The sequence below is a fragment of the Streptomyces sp. NPDC050287 genome (genome assembly GCF_044459385.1).
Classification (GTDB): domain Bacteria; phylum Actinomycetota; class Actinomycetes; order Streptomycetales; family Streptomycetaceae; genus Streptomyces.
Window position 1 is genome coordinate 1 of sequence record NZ_JBITIY010000029.1, and the last position, 17,988, is coordinate 17,988.

At 67.9% G+C, this 17,988-nt stretch carries 17 protein-coding genes and 2 pseudogenes; 7 read left to right on the plus strand and 12 right to left on the minus strand.

The window, feature by feature from the left end; all coding sequences use genetic code 11:
• Positions 1 to 301, plus strand: a 301-nt coding sequence (locus ACIBK3_RS45640; protein WP_399374504.1) for an integrase core domain-containing protein, incomplete at its 5' end; no start/stop codon positions are given.
• Here ACIBK3_RS45640 and ACIBK3_RS45645 read toward each other — a convergent pair.
• Complete coding sequence (locus ACIBK3_RS45645) at positions 279 to 704, minus strand: transposase (protein ID WP_399374505.1); 426 nt, start codon at positions 702 to 704, stop codon at positions 279 to 281. The genes ACIBK3_RS45640 and ACIBK3_RS45645 overlap by 23 nt on opposite strands.
• A gap of 396 nt (positions 705 to 1,100) precedes the next feature.
• Here ACIBK3_RS45645 and ACIBK3_RS45650 point away from each other — a divergent pair, with 396 nt between their 5' ends.
• Positions 1,101 to 4,175 carry a right-handed parallel beta-helix repeat-containing protein gene (locus tag ACIBK3_RS45650; RefSeq protein WP_399374506.1) on the plus strand — a complete coding sequence of 1,025 codons (3,075 nt, stop codon included), beginning with the start codon at positions 1,101 to 1,103 and terminating at the stop codon, positions 4,173 to 4,175.
• A 199-nt stretch (positions 4,176 to 4,374) separates the two neighbouring features.
• On the opposite strand, the gene ACIBK3_RS45655 is transcribed toward ACIBK3_RS45650, so the two are convergent.
• Complete coding sequence (locus ACIBK3_RS45655; protein ID WP_399374544.1) at positions 4,375 to 4,659, minus strand: DUF6193 family natural product biosynthesis protein; 285 nt, start codon at positions 4,657 to 4,659, stop codon at positions 4,375 to 4,377.
• 104 nt (positions 4,660 to 4,763) lie between these two features.
• Between ACIBK3_RS45655 and ACIBK3_RS45660 the strand changes: the two genes are divergently transcribed.
• Positions 4,764 to 5,324 (plus strand): winged helix-turn-helix domain-containing protein, encoded by a 561-nt coding sequence (locus ACIBK3_RS45660; protein WP_399374508.1) that lies wholly within the window; start codon positions 4,764 to 4,766, stop codon positions 5,322 to 5,324.
• Positions 5,228 to 5,860 carry an IS630 family transposase gene (locus ACIBK3_RS45665; protein WP_399374510.1) on the plus strand — a complete coding sequence of 211 codons (633 nt, stop codon included), beginning with the start codon at positions 5,228 to 5,230 and terminating at the stop codon, positions 5,858 to 5,860. The genes ACIBK3_RS45660 and ACIBK3_RS45665 overlap by 97 nt, the downstream gene beginning before the upstream one ends.
• A gap of 168 nt (positions 5,861 to 6,028) precedes the next feature.
• Here the strand turns inward: ACIBK3_RS45665 and ACIBK3_RS45670 are convergent.
• The 3 genes and pseudogenes from ACIBK3_RS45670 to ACIBK3_RS45680 form a co-directional block, all read right to left on the minus strand.
• A pseudogene (locus tag ACIBK3_RS45670) lies at positions 6,029 to 7,402 on the minus strand (IS1380 family transposase); the annotation flags it as partial.
• Between the two features lie 499 nt (positions 7,403 to 7,901).
• On the minus strand, positions 7,902 to 8,438 hold the full coding sequence (locus tag ACIBK3_RS45675) for a DinB family protein (protein WP_399374511.1): 537 nt from the start codon (positions 8,436 to 8,438) through the stop codon (positions 7,902 to 7,904).
• A 266-nt stretch (positions 8,439 to 8,704) separates the two neighbouring features.
• Complete coding sequence (locus ACIBK3_RS45680; protein WP_399374513.1) at positions 8,705 to 9,004, minus strand: hypothetical protein; 300 nt, start codon at positions 9,002 to 9,004, stop codon at positions 8,705 to 8,707.
• 67 nt (positions 9,005 to 9,071) lie between these two features.
• On the opposite strand from ACIBK3_RS45680, the gene ACIBK3_RS45685 reads away from it, so the two are divergent.
• Positions 9,072 to 9,239 (plus strand): hypothetical protein, encoded by a 168-nt coding sequence (locus ACIBK3_RS45685; protein WP_399374515.1) that lies wholly within the window; start codon positions 9,072 to 9,074, stop codon positions 9,237 to 9,239.
• Between the two features lie 93 nt (positions 9,240 to 9,332).
• On the opposite strand, the gene ACIBK3_RS45690 is transcribed toward ACIBK3_RS45685, so the two are convergent.
• From ACIBK3_RS45690 to ACIBK3_RS45700, 3 genes are all read right to left on the minus strand, one after another.
• A complete protein-coding gene (locus ACIBK3_RS45690) occupies positions 9,333 to 9,647 on the minus strand; it encodes a transposase family protein (protein WP_399374516.1) in 315 nt (104 codons plus the stop codon).
• A gap of 529 nt (positions 9,648 to 10,176) precedes the next feature.
• A complete protein-coding gene (locus tag ACIBK3_RS45695; RefSeq protein ID WP_399374518.1) occupies positions 10,177 to 11,133 on the minus strand; it encodes a hypothetical protein in 957 nt (318 codons plus the stop codon).
• Entirely contained in the window at positions 11,130 to 11,528 is a 399-nt protein-coding gene (locus ACIBK3_RS45700) for a transposase (protein ID WP_399374519.1), read from the minus strand. The genes ACIBK3_RS45695 and ACIBK3_RS45700 overlap by 4 nt, the downstream gene beginning before the upstream one ends.
• Positions 11,529 to 11,961: 433 nt before the next feature.
• Between ACIBK3_RS45700 and ACIBK3_RS45705 the strand changes: the two are divergent.
• A pseudogene (locus ACIBK3_RS45705) lies at positions 11,962 to 12,198 on the plus strand (winged helix-turn-helix transcriptional regulator); the annotation flags it as partial.
• A gap of 101 nt (positions 12,199 to 12,299) precedes the next feature.
• Here ACIBK3_RS45705 and ACIBK3_RS45710 read toward each other — a convergent pair.
• Positions 12,300 to 13,142 carry a LysR family transcriptional regulator gene (locus ACIBK3_RS45710; RefSeq protein ID WP_399374521.1) on the minus strand — a complete coding sequence of 281 codons (843 nt, stop codon included), beginning with the start codon at positions 13,140 to 13,142 and terminating at the stop codon, positions 12,300 to 12,302.
• Positions 13,143 to 13,214: 72 nt separating this feature from the next.
• On the opposite strand from ACIBK3_RS45710, the gene ACIBK3_RS45715 reads away from it, so the two are divergent.
• Positions 13,215 to 14,438 (plus strand): MFS transporter, encoded by a 1,224-nt coding sequence (locus ACIBK3_RS45715; protein WP_399374522.1) that lies wholly within the window; start codon positions 13,215 to 13,217, stop codon positions 14,436 to 14,438.
• A gap of 392 nt (positions 14,439 to 14,830) precedes the next feature.
• Here ACIBK3_RS45715 and ACIBK3_RS45720 read toward each other — a convergent pair whose 3' ends face one another.
• The 3 genes from ACIBK3_RS45720 to ACIBK3_RS45730 all read right to left on the minus strand — a co-directional run bounded on the left by ACIBK3_RS45720 (position 14,831) and on the right by ACIBK3_RS45730 (position 17,854).
• Positions 14,831 to 15,418 (minus strand): N-acetyltransferase, encoded by a 588-nt coding sequence (locus ACIBK3_RS45720; protein WP_399374523.1) that lies wholly within the window; start codon positions 15,416 to 15,418, stop codon positions 14,831 to 14,833.
• 208 nt (positions 15,419 to 15,626) lie between these two features.
• Complete coding sequence (locus ACIBK3_RS45725; protein ID WP_399374525.1) at positions 15,627 to 17,123, minus strand: hypothetical protein; 1,497 nt, start codon at positions 17,121 to 17,123, stop codon at positions 15,627 to 15,629.
• A gap of 347 nt (positions 17,124 to 17,470) precedes the next feature.
• The gene (locus ACIBK3_RS45730) at positions 17,471 to 17,854 is read right to left on the minus strand and encodes a hypothetical protein (RefSeq protein ID WP_399374526.1); all 384 of its coding nucleotides are present in this window, start codon (positions 17,852 to 17,854) and stop codon (positions 17,471 to 17,473) included.
• Positions 17,855 to 17,988 lie beyond the last annotated feature (134 nt).

Sequence of the window (17,988 nt, forward strand, 5' to 3'; positions counted from 1 at the left end):
GAGATCTACCGACTCATCGCCCCCGCAAACACCGCTGCAGACGACACGGGACCAGCCCGAGGCGCCGCTTGACATCCATAGGGGCATCAACGCCGTCAGCGAGGCGTTCAACAGCGTGCTCAAGGTCGAGTACGTCCACCGTCACACTTTCCGCACCCGCACCGAGGCCCGGATCAGGATCGCGACCTGGATCACCGACTTCTACAACGCCCGTCGGCTACACAGCGTGTGCGGATTCAAGAGCCCCATCGATTACGAGCGCGAGTACTGGGTCGGCCTCACCATGGGGCTGGCTGCATAGGAAGGACTCCACAGTTCAAGGGGATTGACAGTCCGGTGATCCCCGCGTACTGCGGCGCCACCCCCACGGACTTGCGGCCCTTCTTCAAGAACGCGGTCTCGTCCAGGACCAGGACCGCATCCGCCACCCCCAAGTGCTCGACGACGAACGTGCGCACCCGATCCCGCAGCACGCTCCAACTCCAACTCGTCGTGCGCAGAAGGTCCTTGACCTTGTCCGGCCCCTGCTCACCCATGTACGCAGCAATCTGCCAGGAGTTCTTCCGCTCCACCGGACCCAGCAGCGCCTTCAGGTACGCCCGCGCCGTCCGGCGGGGCTCCACCCGGCAGAACAGACTCGCCAGCGACGCGAAGAAGTCCTCGAACCACTCCGCCCACCGCTCCACATCACGCAAGGTCTCCACGAACCAGACAACGACTCACGCCACCACAAGACACGAATCCCGCCTGTATACATCGGATGCATTAACGGCGACAGATCGGGTTCTTGTCTAGGGCTGCACGGAAACTTCTCCACCGCCGTGGGAGTAGTGAGGGGTTACCCGGCGGTGAGCCGCAGCATTCATCGGAGGAATGATGGACCGTCAGGCCGTAGGGCTCTTCAGTGCCGATCCCTGTCAAGGGCGTTGACCGCAGCGATGTCGCGCTCTACCGTGCCCAACGAAAACGCACACCATCCGACATTCTCCAACGCCCCCCAAGCCCTGTGACTCCCCCGAAGGTGACACATGCGATCACCCGGCTTCCGCCTCGCCAAGCCTCCCCGACTCAGAACGTGTCTGACCGCGGCCTCCCTCTTCATGGCTTCCACCGCGGCCGTCCTCACACAGGCCGTTCCCGCGTTCGCGGCCACCACCACGCTCTACGCCGCTCCGGACGGCACGGGCACCGCCTGCTCCGTCAGCCAGCCCTGCTCCATCACCCAGGCCAAGACCGCCGTCAAGGCGATCAACGACTCGATGACGGGTGACATCACGGTCCAGCTCGCCGATGGCAACTACCGGCTGACGGCACCGCTCACCTTCACATCCGCCGACTCCGGCACCAACGGCAACACGGTGACCTGGAAGGCCGCGCCCGGCGCCCACCCGGTCCTCACCGGGGCCCAGCGGGCCACCGGTTGGACTCTGCAGGACTCGGCGAAGAACATCTGGAAGGCGAACGTGGGAACCGGGTTCGACACCCGGCAGCTCTACGTCGACGGCGTCCAGGCGACACGGGCCCGCACCACGCTCAGCCGCTCCGACCTGACCGCGACCACCACCGGCTTCACCTTCACCAACAGCGCGCTGATCTACCTCAACAACCTGGCCAATCCGGGCCGTACCGAGATCGAAGGGCTCGGTTCGTTCACAGACCGCTACTCACCGGTGTCCGGCATCAGCAACAACACTATCACCATGGATCAGCCCGCCTGGGACGACAACACCTTCGGCTATGACACCATGGCCCACCCCTGGGCGAACGGCCCGCTCTGGATCGAGAACGCCTACGAGTTCCTCGACGCGGCCAACGAGTGGTACCTCGACACCGGCACCGGCACCCTGTACTACAAGCCGCTCGCGGGGCAGGACATGAGCACCGCGGACGTCGAGGTACCGGAACTGCACTCGCTCGTCAATATCGGAGGCACCTACTCCGCCCCCGCCAGCCATATCGCCTTCTCCGGGCTGCAGTTCTCGGGCGCGAGCTGGCTGGGCCCGAGCACCGACGGCTACGCCAGCCATCAGACCGGCACCTACCTGAAGGGCACCTGGGACCGCCCGTCGGACGCGCTGACCTCCTGCCAGAGCGGCTGCCCGCTCTTCGAGGCGACCCGCCCCCACATGAGCCAGATGCCCGCCGGCGTCCAGGTCTCGGCCGCTGACCACATCACCTTCACCGGCGACCGCTTCACCCAGCTCGGGCAGAACGGCCTGGGCATAGGCAACGACGCGAACGCACACACCACCGGCGTCGGACTCGGGGCCCACACCATCACCGTGACCGGCAACGTCTTCGCCCAGGACGCGGGCGGCAGCATCGTCGTCGGTGGCGTCCAGGCCGACGCACACCACCCCAGTGACAGCCGGATGACCAACCAGAACATCACGCTGAACAACAACCTGATCCACGACGTGGCACTGGACTACCGCGATATGTCGGGCCTCCTGGTCACCTACGTCAACGGCACCACCATCTCGCACAACGAGATGTACAACCTGCCCTACTCCGGCATCAACATCGGCTTCGGCTGGGGCGCCAACGACGCCGGCGGCAACCCGAGCTACGAGAAGCGGGGCCTGTACAACTACCAGCCCCTCTACCAGACCCCGACCACCGCCGCCGACAACCACATCACAGACAACTACATCCACGACATCATGCAGACGGGGCACGACGGCGGCTGCATCTACACCCTGTCGGCCTCGCCGGGCAGCACCATCGACCGCAACTTCTGCGAGAGCAACCGCGGCTTCTACGCCATCTACCACGACGAGGGCTCCAGGAACTTCAGCGACACCAACAACGTCTTCCGCAACATCGGCCGCTGGGCGCAGGAGAACCCCAGCACGGACAACAACGTCGGTGACCTGACCCTGACGGACAACTGGACGTCCACCTCCTCCACCAACATCAAGAGCGGCGACTGGCGCGGCAACACGCTGAGCGGGACGGTCGTCGTCGCTGACGGCAACTGGCCCTCCGGCGCCAGGACGGTCATGGACAACGCCGGTGTCCAGCCCACCTACAGGCCGCTGACCACCGACCCCGTCACCTCCCCCTACAGCGCCTACACCTCCACCCCCGGCTCCACCGGCCAAAGTGGCGGCCGCTTCACCATCACCGATGCGGGCGCGGACATGTGGGGCGCCGGCGGAGAGCACGAGGACGCCTACGGCACCGTCTTCCAGAACGGGGCCGCGGTCAACGGCACCTCGGTGACCGCCCGGGTGGACAACGTGGACAACACCAACGAGTGGGCCAAGGCCGGCGTCGTCCTGCGCAACGACCTCACCGGCAGCGGCGCCTCGCCCGGATACGCAATCGTGGCGGCGACCCCGAGCCACGGCGTCACCTTCCAGTGGGACTCCGACAGCGACGGCTATCTCGACCACTTCGCCAGCTCGGCCTCCACGGTCAAGGCACCGGTGTCGGTGCGGCTCACCCGCACCGCCACCCAGGTGTCGGCCTCCTACTCCACCGACGGATCCACCTTCACCCAGATCGGCTCGGCGGTGACCCTGCCATCCATGGCGGCCACCCAGGACGCCGGCCTCGTCCACACCGCCCACAGCGCCACCGCCGGCAGCGCTGCCTTCAGCAACCTGCAGATCGTCACCTCTCCCTACAAGGCCTACAACTCGATCCCGGCCGCGGTGGACCAGCACCAGGGGGTCACCTCCCTGACCAACGCGGGCAGCGACATCTGGACAACGGCCGACGACTACTCAGCCGCCTACAAGCCGGGCGCCGCGGGAACGTCCTCGACCGTCACCGTCCACGTCGACAGCCAGGACAAGACCAACGGCTCAGGCAAGGCGGGCCTGATGCTGCGCAACAGCATCGCCGGCTCCGGCTCGTCCGCCGGGTACGTCATCCTGGCCGCGACCCCCGGCGCCGGTGTCGCCCTGCGCTGGGACTCCGACGGCAACGGCTGGGTCGACCAGTCCGTCACCAAGACCGGAAGCGCCACCGTCTCCCCGGTCTGGCTCCGACTGGTGAGGAGCGGCACGTCGGTCACCGGCTCCTACTCCGCCAACGGCACCACATGGACCACCGTCGGCACCGCGACCCTGAGCGGAGCGAACAGCACGCAGGACGCGGGGATGTTCTTCAACGCACACGGCGGGACGCCCGGCACCGCATCCTTCAGTAATTTCTCCGTCTCCTGAACCGGCACAACGGGCGACCCCGGTAGCCCCTCGACCAGCCCCGGGCGGTGGTGCGGAACCGCATCACCGCCCGGGGCACCCGTCTGCCGCGGCTCCGCCGGGACGGGCATCACGTGCGCCCGTGCGCCTGGTGGGGGTCCTCGCCCGGACGAGCGACTCGTCGACCGCGGCATACCCACCGAGCCCGAGCCCGGCCTGTTCAGTCCCTCCCGGGCGTGACAGGACCAAGGCCAGAAGGTAGATGACGCAAGGCTGTTGACACGGCGTCCGCCGCCGTCGTGGCCTCGGCGAGGACCTTGTCCATGTAGTGGGTACTGACGGTGTAGGGCTTCTGCCGATAGGCATCCAGGCACAGCGGGACGACGGTGAGGCGCGGGCGAGTGCTGGTGGAGAAGCGCAGCGTCCAGTGGCTGGTGAACGGGTAGACCCCCGCAGCGCCGGCTCGGCGTACGCGGCCTCGATGAGCGCGCGGTACTCCTGCCAGTCCATCTCGCCGGCCTGGGCCCGTATTTCAATAACTGTCAGCGACGGGATTCAGCAGGGGTCGTTCGGGCGTGTACTGATCTTTGACGTCCGGTTTGTCGACCGATGCATGTGCGGCATAACGGATACAGGGGGACTCGAACTCGCCGGTCGTTGAGCCCAGTTGAGCTGGAACGGCGTCGGCTGCAGGCGGCGGATCTATTCGAACAAGGGATGCGGCCCGTGAAGGTCGCGGAGGCGCTCTGGGTGACCCGGCAGGCGGCGAGTCTGTGGCACCGGGCCTGGCGCGATGGCGGTGTGGAGGCGCTCCGGTCCAAAAGGACGGGGAACAACGCGTACTTGAGCGATGCTCAGGAGCGGGAGCTGCAAGACCTTCTGCGGTCGGGGCCGACGGCGTACGGGTGGGAGGACCAGCGGTGGACGCTGGCCCGGGTCGGGGTGCTGATCGAGGAGCGGTTCCAGGTCTCGTACGAGATCTCCGGGGTGTGGCGGCTGTTGGATCGCCTGGGCTGGTCGTGGCAGGTGCCCAAGGTGCGGGCCGTGGAACGCAACGAGGAGGCGATTGCCGCATGGCGCACGGAGACGTGGCCGGCGGCTTCCCATCCGCGCAGGTCACCGCCGCAGGCGGGTGGGTCTGCTTCGAGGACGAGGCCGGAGCCTGGCTGAACGGGCCGGTCCGCCGCACCTGGGGCAAGGCCGGGCAGACACCGGTGCTACGGCTGTCCGGGAAGCACAACGGCAAGATCAGCATGGTCGCGTGGGTCTGCTTCAAGGACGGCGAGGAGCCCCGGATGATCTATGCGATCAAGCCGTCGGGCGGCTGCACGAAGAAGGACTTCCCGCGCTTCCTGGCCCTGCTGCACCGCCGCCTGGACGGCCCGGTCACCGTCATCTGGGACAACTACTCCAGCCACATCAGCAAGCACGTGAAGCAGTACGCACAGCAACAGGACTGGCTCACCATCGTCCAGCTTCCCTCCTACGCACCGGAGTTGAACCCCGTCGAGCTGCTCTGGGCCCACGCCAAGGAGAAGATCGCAAACCGGGCGTTCCGTTCGATCGACGAGCTCCACCGGGCCGCGAAGCGAGCCTTGCGCTACATCCAGCGCCATCCCGAACTCCTCATCGGATTTCTGGCCGGAACGGGCCTCGAACTCGCGCCACTCGCGTCAAGCCCCGTAATCAAAGATCAGTACCGGTAGTTCGCCTCGATCTTTCGTGAGGGTCCGCCGACGGAGTCGGTGGACCCTTTCGCTTTCCGGAGCTGATGGTGGGCAGGTCGGCGGCCCGGCTGTCGCGTCGGGTGGGCGCCGGATTCCACTGCCCGGGGCGGGTGATGTTGTCGTCGGGACGGTGGACGTCGTGGGTCGGCCGGGGTTTGGCAGGAGCGCGAGCCGTGCGAGGGCGGCGGTGATCTCGCCGGTCCAGGGCCAATGCTTGGCGAGGCGGAGAATCCTGCGGCGGCCGGTGGTGACGAGTTGGCCGGCCGCGGAGAGCAGGCGGAATCGCAGGCGGCGAGGTTCCCAGAGGCGGGCTTTGCCGGTGAGGGCGAGCATGGGCATCCAGGCCAGGAGGTCGAGGGCGATCTGGACGATCTCGAGCCAGACCTTGTTCTGGGCTGTTGTGTGGAGGGGCAGGTTGCGCAGGCCGGTGGCCCGGGCGGCCCGGATCCGGTCCTCGGCCCGGGCTCGCAGCCAGTGACGGAGCTCGAGCTCGGCGATCGGCCGGTCAGGGGTATTGGTCGCGAAGCACGTGATCCGGATGCCGTCCGCGTCCGTGATCCTCAACTGGGCGCCAGGATGGGGCCGTGCCTTTCGGACGATCAGTCGCATGCCCTTGGGCCAGCTGTCCAGGAGCTTGCCGGTGAGCTCGGCGACCCAGGCCCCGTCACGGGCCTCACCGTCGGTCTCGACGGCCGCCGTCCAGGCTGACGCGGGGACCTTCAGCACGTGTTCGTGGACCGCTTCGGTGATCACCATGCCGACCGAGTAGGACAGCCATCGTCCTCGTCTGGCGAGCCAGGACACGAAGTCGTGGGTGCCGCCGGCGGAGTCCGTTCGGATCAGCGTCTGCCGCCCTCGCCGGTACTTCTTCGGCAGTTGGGCCAGGGCCAGCTGGGCGGTGGTGATGTGGTCGGCTGCCGTGTTGGAACCCGCGTTCCCGGGTCGCAGGAGGGCAGCGACGGGCTCACCGGTTCCGCCCGGTCCGTGGTCGACGAAGGCAGTCAGAGGGTGATGGCCGTAGGTCTTCTTCCAGGTCGCGGCCGCGTCCTCCTTATCGGAGTGGGCGATCACGAGGACGCCGTCGAGATCGACGGTGACCTGGCCGTCGGCGTCCGAGGCGTTCTCGCCGGCCAACGACCACACCCGGTTGCGGACTTCGGAACGTGCGGACCGGATGGCCTGCAGGGCCTTCTCACCGGAGGCGGCGAGGGTGTCGATCAGGCGGGAGATCGTCGGGTCGGAGGCGACCGGGCCGAAGACGGCCGGCTCACACCGCAGCATCGCGACGTCCGCGAGGCAGTCCCCGCCCAGTGCGACCGCCAGGGCGACGTCCAGGAGGGCCTTGCCGGGATCGTGGACGGCCCGCGGTTTGCGCCATGGAGCCAGAGCCCGGGATATGGCCTGGTCAAGACCGGTCTTACGGACCGTTTCGACGAGCAGGACCGACCCGGCGTGGGAGACGACCTGGCGGCCCTCGTCCTGGACGCGGACACGGGGATAGGACCCGATAGAGCGCTTCACCTGGGAAGTGCCTCCGGCGGTGGCAGGAACAAGGACCTCGACAATCCTCATTCTTGCTGGTCAGAGGCACTTTCTGCTTTCCTGACCACCCGTCGGACAGCCCATCTCGTGAAAGCGCGAGGCTAGGCCCGGTCACCCCGGGAGAGTTCCACCGCTGTCGTGTCTTCACCCGACCGAGTGGCAGACCGTCAGGGGCTGTCGCCGCCCCAGTCCCAACGGGCCGGATCACCGGGCGCGGGGCGTCGTCCTGGTCCACGTCTCACGTGCCGCTTCATTTACCGGTCCGGTACGACTGTGTCGGCAATGACCACCACGTTGCCGCCCTCGGAGGCTTCGGTGACGGTGTGCCCGAGCTGGACCGACAGCCCTATCGGCTCTGGCCGCGGATGCGTGATGGCTACGCCACAGGCCCATCGCCCCCTACGACATCCAGCTGGACACAGTCTGTGCCGACTTCGTCGTGATGTCGGCTCTCGACGCATGGTGGCGAGAGGGCGAGTTACTCGCCGACGGCACCGTCGATGGCTTCGCGGAGGAGGTCCGCGTGGCCGACGTGGCGGGCGTACTCCTCGATCACGTGCTCGAGGATGAACCGGACATCGGTGTCGCCGAATTCCGGGTTCGGCACGAGGCGTGCGGGGTCGTCGGTCACTCGTGCGAACACCTGCCGCGACTCCTCGCACGCTTTCAGATAGTCCTCGTAGACGTCCCCGGCCGGCGTAGGGTCCGACTCGTCGTACCACTCGTCACCGGCAACGGTGACGTAGGTCTGATAGGGGAAGAACTGAGGGGTTGTGGCCGCCAGCGTCCGCTGGAACCAAGTCCGCTCGACCCCCTGCAGATGGCGCATGAGCCCCAGCAGGGTCAACGCTGATGACTGCACGGGCCGTTGCCGCAGCTCGGCCTCCGACAGGCCCTTACACTTCGACAGGAAGGTCGCACGGTGGTAGTCGAGGTTCGAAGCGATCACCTCCAGCCACGGGCCCGACACCACGCGCTCGGGCCGGACGATTTCCTGAACCACGATGTCGTCCACGCTGGGGTCTCCTTACTCGTCAACAGGCTTGGTCAAGTGCAGACGCACGATTCCGGGGCTGGGCGGCGGGCGCCCTACTGCCACGCCGCGTCGAGCGCGTCCGCCCAAGAAGACCGTCTTTCGCATCGAAACTCATCGCCTGGTCAACCGGAATGGTCGTGATCGGGTCTCCGCGAAGCGTGGCCTCTTTGAGGCGGGGCCCGATCACACCTCGGCCGTGACCATCGCACAACCGCCGGTCAGAACGAATCGCAGTCCCGAGAAGGTCATGGTTGGGTGAGGATGCGGGCCCGGAGGAGCTCGAACGAGGCTCGGCAGTACATGGCTCGCTTTGTGATCTTGCGTGGACTGGGAATGTCGGCCCCGACCGGTTCGGCGGTGCCCGCCCGTAGTGCGGCGAGGTGTTCGCGGACCACCTGGCGGCTGCCCCGGTAACCGCGCTCGTGAATCCCCAGGAACAGGCGGGTGCCGCTGACCTGGCCCTGGGTCTCGGTGAAGCGGGCATTGAGATATGCCTTGAATGGCTCCAGCACGCCGTTGGGGCGGCGGTCCCGAGCAGAGGCCACCAGTTCGTCGAGATTGGTGTCGCGGAAACGGCGTACGGTCTTGCGGTCCAGGTTCAGACGGCGGCCGATGGCGCTGATCGTCCAGCCCCTTTTCCACCAGGCGGTGGACGTCCTCGAAGCGGTGCCGTGTGCGCTCGATGATCTGGGTGCGGGGCAGTTCCAGCACCGGCAGTTCCATGGGGAGCGGTTCCGGCACGGTCGGCTTCTCCGTCTCCTGCTCGACGTGTTTGCGTAGGCAGTTGCGGTGCTGGTGGCAGGTCTTCTCCACCGCGGCGGACAGGTTCTGCAGCAGGTGCCAGCAGCCTGAGCAGCCGGGTGCGGCCCGCGGTCAGCCGCAGGCGTGGCAGAGGCATGCCGCTGGACGGCCGCCCAGCTCCGCCGCGATCGACCGCAGCCACCCCGTCAGCCCAGTGCTCGACCGGCGGTGCCGCACGGTCAGACCCGGTACCTGCTCGACGAACGTCTTCCGGGGAAACCTCTTGCGGTCGCAGAAGTACCGGCGCACCCGGAGGCGGACCGAAACCCGCCGCGAGGCTAACGGCCGCTCGTCGAGGCTGCGTTGGTATGAACTGTGCACGCGCCTTGCCTGCTTCCGGCAGTCCGGGCACCGACACGGCCGAGCCGTCGACACCGCCTCCACCACCAGGACGTCGGAGCACCCCGCCCAATGTCGAGATGCCGTACAAGCGAACTTCCCGCCACTCGCCCTGGGTCAGGACCGAGGTGTCGATGTCCGAGAGTGGCAGAGTGAGCTGCGCGCGATCAAGCACGACATACCCGAGGTCGGCAAAGGTATGGGCCCACGGTGGCGGTGCGAGGAACTCCTCGGTGTACCAGTCGCGGCGTTCCTGAGCGAATGCGATCCAGGGGTGGTAGGCGTGACACAGGATGACGCACTCGCGTGTGCCCTCGGTGATCGTCGCGGTGTGGAACGTACGGGGGTACGTCTGGTCCTCTATCTCGCCCACCTGGCCTTTGGCCGCCCGAGCGGCTGCATACAGCGCTGCCCGGAACGTCCGCTGGTCGGTTTCCGGTAGTAGCCCGTCCTTCGGCTGGAAGAAGCCCGTGGCGCCTCGCGGCAGTGTGAACGCTGTGTCCTTGTCTGCGGCCATGTGGCTCATTCTGCGAGGAGAAGCCCTGCCGACGTCTCACCTGTGCTCTGAGCTGTTGCTTTATGCAGTTCGCCGAGGCTTTGTCCCGCTCTTGTGGTGCGACGGGCGAGTATGTGCCTCGCCCGTGGCGAGGACCCGGCCCACATCGTGACGGACGGCCGGGCGGCGGTTCTTCGAGCCGGGCGGCCGCCCGGGACCGGGACGCGTCGGTTTGGGTGCATCGGCTGGGGAGCCGGTCTTCGTAAGGAGGTGCCTGAACCGCCGCCGCACGCAGGCGGGTGTGAGTCTGTTCGGTTCGGCCGGCTTCCCCCAGGGCCGCCGCAGGTCTGCGGTGAGCGGACGGGCGAGCCGGGGCTGGGCATAGGCGGCGATCACCAGCCATGTCCACGGGTCGGCCGCCTCAGGACTGCGAAGCTGAGGTTTCGTCCACCCGAGTGTCTGCTTGAACAGGCGGAACGTGTGCTCCAGGTCGAAGCGGCGGAGGAAGGACTGCCAGCACCGGTCCACGTCGTCCGTGGTGGCGCCGGTGCCTGACCACCACAGCCAGACCGGCTTGTTCGCCCCGCCGCCGGGCAGCTTCTCCACGGCCAGGCGGATGACGGTGCCTTCGATGATGGGCAGTGGTCCGTCGTGGTTGAGCCAGGCTGCCCGGCGGGTCAGTCGCGGGTGCAGCAGGTCCCACGCTTGTGCGGTCGCCTTCCCATAGAGGCGGGTGTCCGTGACCGTCACGGCGTGCTCGCTGCCCCAGGTGACTCGATCGCCGAAGACGAACTCTCCGCCGTGCTTGGGCGGCCGGCCGCCCTTGCGGTCGTAGACCCGCGGCGGTGTCGGCCGTCCGCATGGCACGGTCTGAGCGGAGTCGGCCGAGGATCTCGACGGGCAGATCGCTGAGCAGGTAGGCGATCCGGGTGCGTCGTATCCGGCGTCCAGCACGACCAGGACCTCCGGGTCGCCCGGCTTCCACTGGCCGGCGGCGACGAGCCGCTCGACCAGCTCGCGGAGCTGGACCGTGGTCACTGCGGCGACATCAGCGCCGGGCTCCAGCCGGACCGCGTCCAGCACTGCCGTCCAGGACGTGCGGCCTGTCTCCGGCGCGGCCACGATCGAGTACAGCCAGCCCGGCACCATCTGGTGCTTGCCCTCGCCCCGGCCAAGGGTGTGGCAGAAGGACCGGTCAGGGCAGGTGTTGCGCCCGGCCGCAGCCACGGGGAGACGTCCGCAGCCAGCACGATTCGACCGTCTGCAGCCCTGGGTAACGGGATCGAGGCCAGCGCACGACGCAGCCGGGCGAAGTCGATTCGTCCCTGGTTGAGGCGGCCATGGAGAGCCCGTGGCCTCGGCGGTGTTCCGGCGCGAGCGCCAGGTCCACCAGCGTCCGCACCGGTCCACCTGTGCACAACAACGCGTCGCACAACTCAAACAGTGCGTCAGCCCGAGCGGTCAGGCACGAGTACAACTCCGTCCGGAAGCATGACACTTCCGTGAACGCATCCCGCAGGACGCCCTGATACCCCAGACTCACGACCACGGCTTTCGTGTTGATTCCTCTGCCTCTGTGACGGAGCACAGGATCAGGCGAGGCCGTTCCCACGTCCGCTGAACTGTGAAAACTCTGGTCAAGTTCGAGCCGCGTTCGACGCCGGACCTTAAACGTCAAGCTAAGAACTTCTGTCTGGGCGACAGCACACGCTGGGAAGGTCCCGCGACCGGGCTGACCAATGCTGGTCAGGAGACAGGCGCGTTTTCTTCAGAAGACGCCATGCCTTGTTGCTCCATGCTTACGGGCGGAGCCGCCTTGAGCAAGCCGGTGCCAATGACCAGGGCGGTCAGCGCGAATCCGGCCGCGGCGAGGAAGGCATCAGCATCCTGGTCGCTGCCGCACAAGGCCCCGTCAGGTTCACCGAGCTGGAACGCTCCATCGAAGGCATCAGCCGACGGATGCTCACCTTGAACCAGCACTCCTACCTCACCGGCCTCGTGGAATGGGCGGAGCGGCATCGTGGTTCCATCGCCCAGGCCCGAACTGCCTACGACTCCACAGCCGCGGCCACGCAAGCCGGTCAGCCTCAGCCTCACCCGTAGCCGGGGGTGCGATAGGTCAGGTGACCTGATTACGCCTCCAGCCTGAGGATGTAGCCATCCGGAGGATGCGCAGGGTCTACACGCATCTGTTACTGAACGTCTCAGATCATCCGTCGTAGCACGGTCTCAACGGCATCGATCAGCGGATCACCTTCGGATCGTGGGTGTCGCGCGAGGCCGAGCTCGACGTCCGGCAGGGCGGGTAGGGCGTCCGCGTCGTGGCAGGCCATGGCCGGTTCAAGGTTCGTGGGCATGAGCGCCGCGACGCCGAGCCCGGCCCGTACCGCGGCAAGCACACTGACCAGGCTGTTGCTTTCGAAGGCCACCCGCCAGGGCCGATCGGCGCGTTCCATGGTTTCCAGCACCGACGTACGCCAGGAGCACGTGTTCGAGAACAGCACCACCGGCAGCGGATCGGCAGTCACGTCCACGCCCTGGCCGATTGCCCAGACCAGCGGGCGGCGTGCGGTCCAGCGCGGCGGTCCGGGAATGGCCGGCACCTCGTTGAGCACGAGTTGGACGCGGCCCGTGTCGTAGGCCTCCCGCATCGCGGCGTTGGACATGCTGAGCACCTCCAGGGTTGCGCCGGGGTGCAGCCGGGCGAGGTCGGCGAGAGCCTGCGGAAGCTGGGAGGCGGCGAGGTCTTCGAGCAGCCCGACGCCGCAGCGGCCGGTGAGCGTGCGCCCCGTCTCGGTGAGTGCCTGCGCGGAGAGCGAGAGAATGCGCTCGGCATACGGCAGGAGCTCCTCGCCCGCCCGGGTCAGCGAGACACCGGACGGTGATCGGTGAAGCAGTGGACGGCCGATGGCCCTCTCGAGCTTGCGCACCTGCTGGCTGAGCGCGGGCTGGGTATGTCCGAGCGTGGTTGCGGCGCGGCTGATGCTGCCCGCCTGCACGATGGTCACGAAGGACCTCAGCAATGCGGTTTCAAGATCCCTAGCCATAAGAATTCATTATGTCAGTCGCAGCAAATGAACCACTACCTATGGCCTGACGGAGGATCTAGCGTCAGGTGAGTGACCGGATACCGACAGATACTCGCCGTGCCAGGGATGGCATCGCTGTTGGGAGTTTCCTTTCTTGCCCGTACCGCGATCACGGCTGACGTGATGGCACTGACGATGTATGTCGTTCTGAGCCTGAATATGAGCTACGCGGCAGCCGGCAGTGTCGCGGCGGCTCTGACCACCGGGCTGGCGCTGGGCGGGCCGCTGCTTGGCCGCATGATCGATCGGCGGGGCCTGCGTACCGTGCTGCTGGTGACTGTCGTAGTACAGCTCATGTTCTGGCTGAGCGTGCCGATCCTGCCGTACGGGATCCTGCTGGGCGCCGCCTTTGCGGCGGGTCTGCTGATGGTGCCGGGCCAGCCGGTGACCAGGCAGGCGATCGCCGCGATGACGACGGCGGAACAGCGCCGGGCCGCGTTCGCGCTGGAGTCGGTGCAGGGCGAGCTGTCATACATGGTGGGCCCGGCGGTCGTGATCCTGTGCGCCGCGAAGGTGTCCCCCGGTGTGGCGGCGTGGGGGGTCGGCGCCGCGATCGTGGCCGGCGGAACCGGGATCGCCTTGCTCAACCCGCCGCTGCGTGCCGAGGACGAGGCGGATGCCGGCGCAGACGGACGGCCCGCGCGACGGGAGTGGCTGGACATCGGCATGATTGCCGTACTGACGATGGCGTTCGGTACTGCCACGCTGCTCAGCGGCGTCGACCTCGCCATCGTTGCCACGCTCGAAGAAGCAGATCAGGTGTCCTGGGCCGCCCTGGTCGTGGCCGTGCTCGGCGTGACCTCTGTCGCCGGCGGGCTGATCTACGGCGCGCTGTCCCGGTCGCTGCCCACCTGGTTGCTGCTCGGCTTGCTCGGGCTCGTGACGATTCCCGCAGGGCTTGCCCACGACTGGCCCTGGTTGTGCGTGGCCGTTGTCGGCACCGGGTTTCTCGCCGCGCCGACCCTTTCCGCAGTGGCCGACGCGGTGAGCCGACTGGCGCCGGCCGGCGTGCGGGGTGAAGCCACAGGTCTGCAATCCTCGGCGCAGAGTGCGGGTTTCGCGCTCGGATCCCCGATCGTCGGGGTGGCAGTCGACGTCTCCGTGCCAGCGGGCGGCTTCGCGGCGGCCGGGCTGGCCGGCCTCGCCGCCGCGCTGACCGGATGCCTGCTGTCCCGCCGCTGTCCGTCGCCTCGGCCGCCCACTTCAGCTCGTCGCGAGCTAGTGAGAAGAACAGATGCAACTCATGTTCAGTGATCAGCCGCTTGAACCGCGGGGCACCGGGTGCCGGCAGTCGCGCGCGGCCGGAATGGCGTGGTTGACCTGCCTGTTTGCAGACCGGCCCCAGGGGCGGACGGGCGCCTGTCGGAGAGGATGTCGGCGGGGTTGTCGGCCCGGTCGGGGGCGGTGTTGTCGCACTGTGACGCCGTCATGGCGCAGTCGTTGAACCACGCAGTCCCGGGGATGCCGGGGCGTGTCCGACCCAGGCCTGATGGTGCCCGTTTTCCGGCGTCCAACAACCCCTCAACTCCTACGTCGTACCCCGGGGATTTCTTCTCCGCCGGGCACGAGGGCGTGTCCGAGCCCGAGTCAGCAGGCGCCGGCGGTCCGTCTGAGGGCTTCCGGGCCAGTCAGGTTCAGCACCCCCTTCACGCCTCTTGCGGCAGCCACCGGTGGAAGAAGGTCAGGCCCGGTCCTGCTCCAAGGTGAAGCGGGCTGCCCGTGAGCAGTGCCGCGCCGATCCCGTGTCGACGGGCGTCCTCGGTTACGGCCACCGCTTTGATCTTCGCGTACGTCAGGATCGACAGCAGGACGTCCTGCTTGCTGCCAGGCAGCCGGGCGAGCCCGGAGATGACCGTGCCCGAGGGCACACCGAGCAGCGCACCGACGACCTGGTCCCGGCTGTCCCTGGCGACCAGCGGCAAGGACAGCTCGCCCGCCGCCCGCTGAAGGTCCCCGGCTGCCGCTGCCCTCACAAGCAGTTCTCCCAGGTCGGCGCCGTCAAGGGCGTTCAGCAGCCACGTCCCGCACTGTCCACGGGCGAGTGCTTCGAGGTGACCGGTCTCCAGATCGTCGGCGGCCGCCTTCAGCAGGGTCGTCATGGTGCCCGCCTCCCCCGGTGCAGCGAACCCGATCCGCACGCCGTCAGGCCCGGGCACACCGTCCAGCAGCTGCTTGCGTGTCAGTCGTACCGGCCTGGCCAAGGAGCCCGGCTTCGTCCTCTTCTTCTTCGCCATCCCCGGGATCTACCCCCGGCAGCTGCCCCCGGACCCGGCACGGCCTGGGGAATGTGTCCGGGCTCTGGGCAGCCTGTCTGCCCACGGCTCGCTGTCTCAACACTCAAGCTGAACGTCGCCGGGCCTCAAACGCCCTTGGTCGTGGGCATCGCCCAGTGGGCATCCGGCCTCATCGGTCGCTGACGCCCTGCCACGCCGGGGCGCGGCGTCAGCGGCCGCCCCGCGGCCGCGACCTCCGCGCCGCCAGGAACACCAGCGCGCCGCCCGCCACCAGCAGGACGGCAGTACCCGCCCGCAGCAGGACTCCGTCCGCGCCCGTGGCGGCCAGCCCACCCCCAGTCGTCGTCCCGCTCCTGGTTCCCGCCCCGGAGCCGGACGGGCTCGCGGTGGCCGTGGCCGACGGGCTGGACGTCGCCGAGCCGTTGGCCTTCACCGCGATCGCCGCGGTGTCGTTCGCCGCATTCTCGTCACGATTGGGGTACTTGGGGCTCTCCACCGCCCGCACGGTGCCCCGCGCGCCGGGGACGACCCGGTCGATCCGCACCGTGAACTCCTGGGTCACAAAGTCGCCCGGCCCGAAGTCCGTGCTGCCGATGTCGCAGGTGTAGCTCTTCGCGCCGGCCTTGCCCGGTGTGCAGTTCCACAGCGGCCCGGGGTCGCCCTGCTCGCCGGGGCCGGGGGCGCCGGTGATGGTGGTGCCGGCGGGCGGGGTCACCACGAACGTGCCGGAGTTGTCGGCGTCCATCCACCGGAAGCCCATCCGGCCCGGCCCGTTGTTCCGCACGCCCACGGTGATGCTCACCGTCTCGCCGACCTTGCCCTCGACCGTGTCACCGAGCGCCTGGTAGTCGGCGTGCCGGGTGGTGGCAAAGATGCCGTACCCGGAACCGGTGAATCCGGAGCCGGAGGCGACGGACTTCAGGCCGAGCGGCGCGCCGGTGCCGGTCCCGGGGAAGTCGGACGGGTCGAAGGAGTCGGGCGCGGTGCCGCCGACCGGCCACACGACGTAGGTGTTGTAGCCGTACATCCTGTCCTTGGAGGCGGTGTAGCGCAGCGGCGCGTCCGTCTCGTAGGCCGCGCCGGGCGCGACCGGGGTGTCGAACCGGCACCAGGCGCCGACGTCGGGCTGGTCCGAGTAGTGGCAGTTGGAGTGGTCACGGGTGAGAGAGACGCCTTCTGAGTCCTGCACCAGCAGCATGACGCCCTTGCCGGCGGGGGCTGTGCCGGTGTTGGCGAAGGCCGGGGTGCGCTCGAAGACGGCGCCGGGCGCGATGCCCTTCAGCGCCGGGTAGGGGCGGGGGACGAGCTTCGGCCCGCCGACCAGGACGTCCGTCTTCCCCGTCACGGTGGCCGCGTCGGAGGCGGTAGCGGTGTAGGTGATGGCACCGGTGTCGCCCGCCTTGGCGACCGTGGTGGCCTTCAGGAAGAACGGGTCGATCGACTCCCTGCCCGACAGCGGGCCCACGTCGCACCTCACCTTCAGGGTGCCGGTGCTCACGCAGTCCCCCGTCACCACCATCGTCGCCTTCCCGGCGAGGGACGACGCGTCGACCGCGACCGAGACGTCATGGGCGTCCCCGCCCGAGGCGGTGATGCCGAGGTCCAGGTTCGGGCCCTCGCCCTCGGTGGGGAGGTAGTAGTTCTCCTGGGCATCCAGGACGAGCGTCGTCGCGGCGGCGTGCGCGGCCGGGGTTGCGACCGCCAAGGCGGCGGTCGCGAAAGCGGCGGCCGCCGCTGTCCGCCATGTTCTGCGTATCGTCAGCACAACTACGTGGACACGCCAGAACACCGGAAGGTTGTGCCCAAGCGTCCGTAAGCTGACGGACGGGTTCCACTCCGGGAACCTCTCCAGAGCACCGAACCAGCGACAGCCGACGGCCAGAAGTTCACCGGGATTCTGCACGGACCAGCGCGGGATCCCCGCAGGCCAGAGGCCTCGTTTCGGCAGGTCGGCACCGAATTCCGTCGGTAGCTCAAAGGCCGTTGGTCCGAAATAGGAGCTTTACGCGAGCGTTCGGGGATCGGTCACTCTGTGAACGATCCCCGAGGTACTCAGCACCAGTTCTTGACGTACCAGACGGGGCCCCAGCTTCCGTGGGCGTCCGAGTCGGGGGCGCCGTCGGTCGCGGAAAGGAAGTTCCCATACTTGTCGTAGAACCCCGTCTGCGTGCCTGGTGTCTGGTTGTTGTACCAGGAACCTCCACTACCCATGCCGTCGGGAATTTCCTGCTTGTAGCAGTCCTTGTACCGGAATCCGAGCTCTTGGAAGTTGCTCTTCTTGTAGCCGCAGAAGTAACCCTTGGGACAGTCAGATGGCGCGGACTGTATTGCAGGCTGCGCAGCGTTCGACGGGGCCGTGGACAGCGCTACGGCGGTGAGCACCCCAGCGGCCACGAGAAGCTGCCGCACAGTCGTCCGGCGGGTGGGGTTGAACATGCAAGTCCCCTTTCGCATCAGCGGTTGTAGTGGGTGGTCGCGTACGCCATGCAGCATTCCGCCATGGCACCGGTGGCGTCGTGAGCAGGCAGCGCACTCAACTTGGCGTACAACGCACTGTTCGACGTCAGCGC

Bases quoted from the DNA above. Each gene is read 5' to 3' on its own strand.
- ACIBK3_RS45730 (WP_399374526.1), bottom strand. From the start codon at position 17,854: ATGTTCAACCCCACCCGCCGGACGACTGTGCGGCAGCTTCTCGTGGCC.
- ACIBK3_RS45720 (WP_399374523.1), bottom strand. From the start codon at position 15,418: ATGGCGAAGAAGAAGAGGACGAAGCCGGGCTCCTTGGCCAGGCCGGTA.
- ACIBK3_RS45665 (WP_399374510.1), top strand. From the start codon at position 5,228: ATGGCGCACGGAGACGTGGCCGGCGGCTTCCCATCCGCGCAGGTCACC.
- ACIBK3_RS45710 (WP_399374521.1), bottom strand. From the start codon at position 13,142: ATGGCTAGGGATCTTGAAACCGCATTGCTGAGGTCCTTCGTGACCATC.
- ACIBK3_RS45660 (WP_399374508.1), top strand. From the start codon at position 4,764: ATGCATGTGCGGCATAACGGATACAGGGGGACTCGAACTCGCCGGTCG.
- ACIBK3_RS45685 (WP_399374515.1), top strand. From the start codon at position 9,072: ATGGCGCTGATCGTCCAGCCCCTTTTCCACCAGGCGGTGGACGTCCTC.
- ACIBK3_RS45650 (WP_399374506.1), top strand. From the start codon at position 1,101: ATGGCTTCCACCGCGGCCGTCCTCACACAGGCCGTTCCCGCGTTCGCG.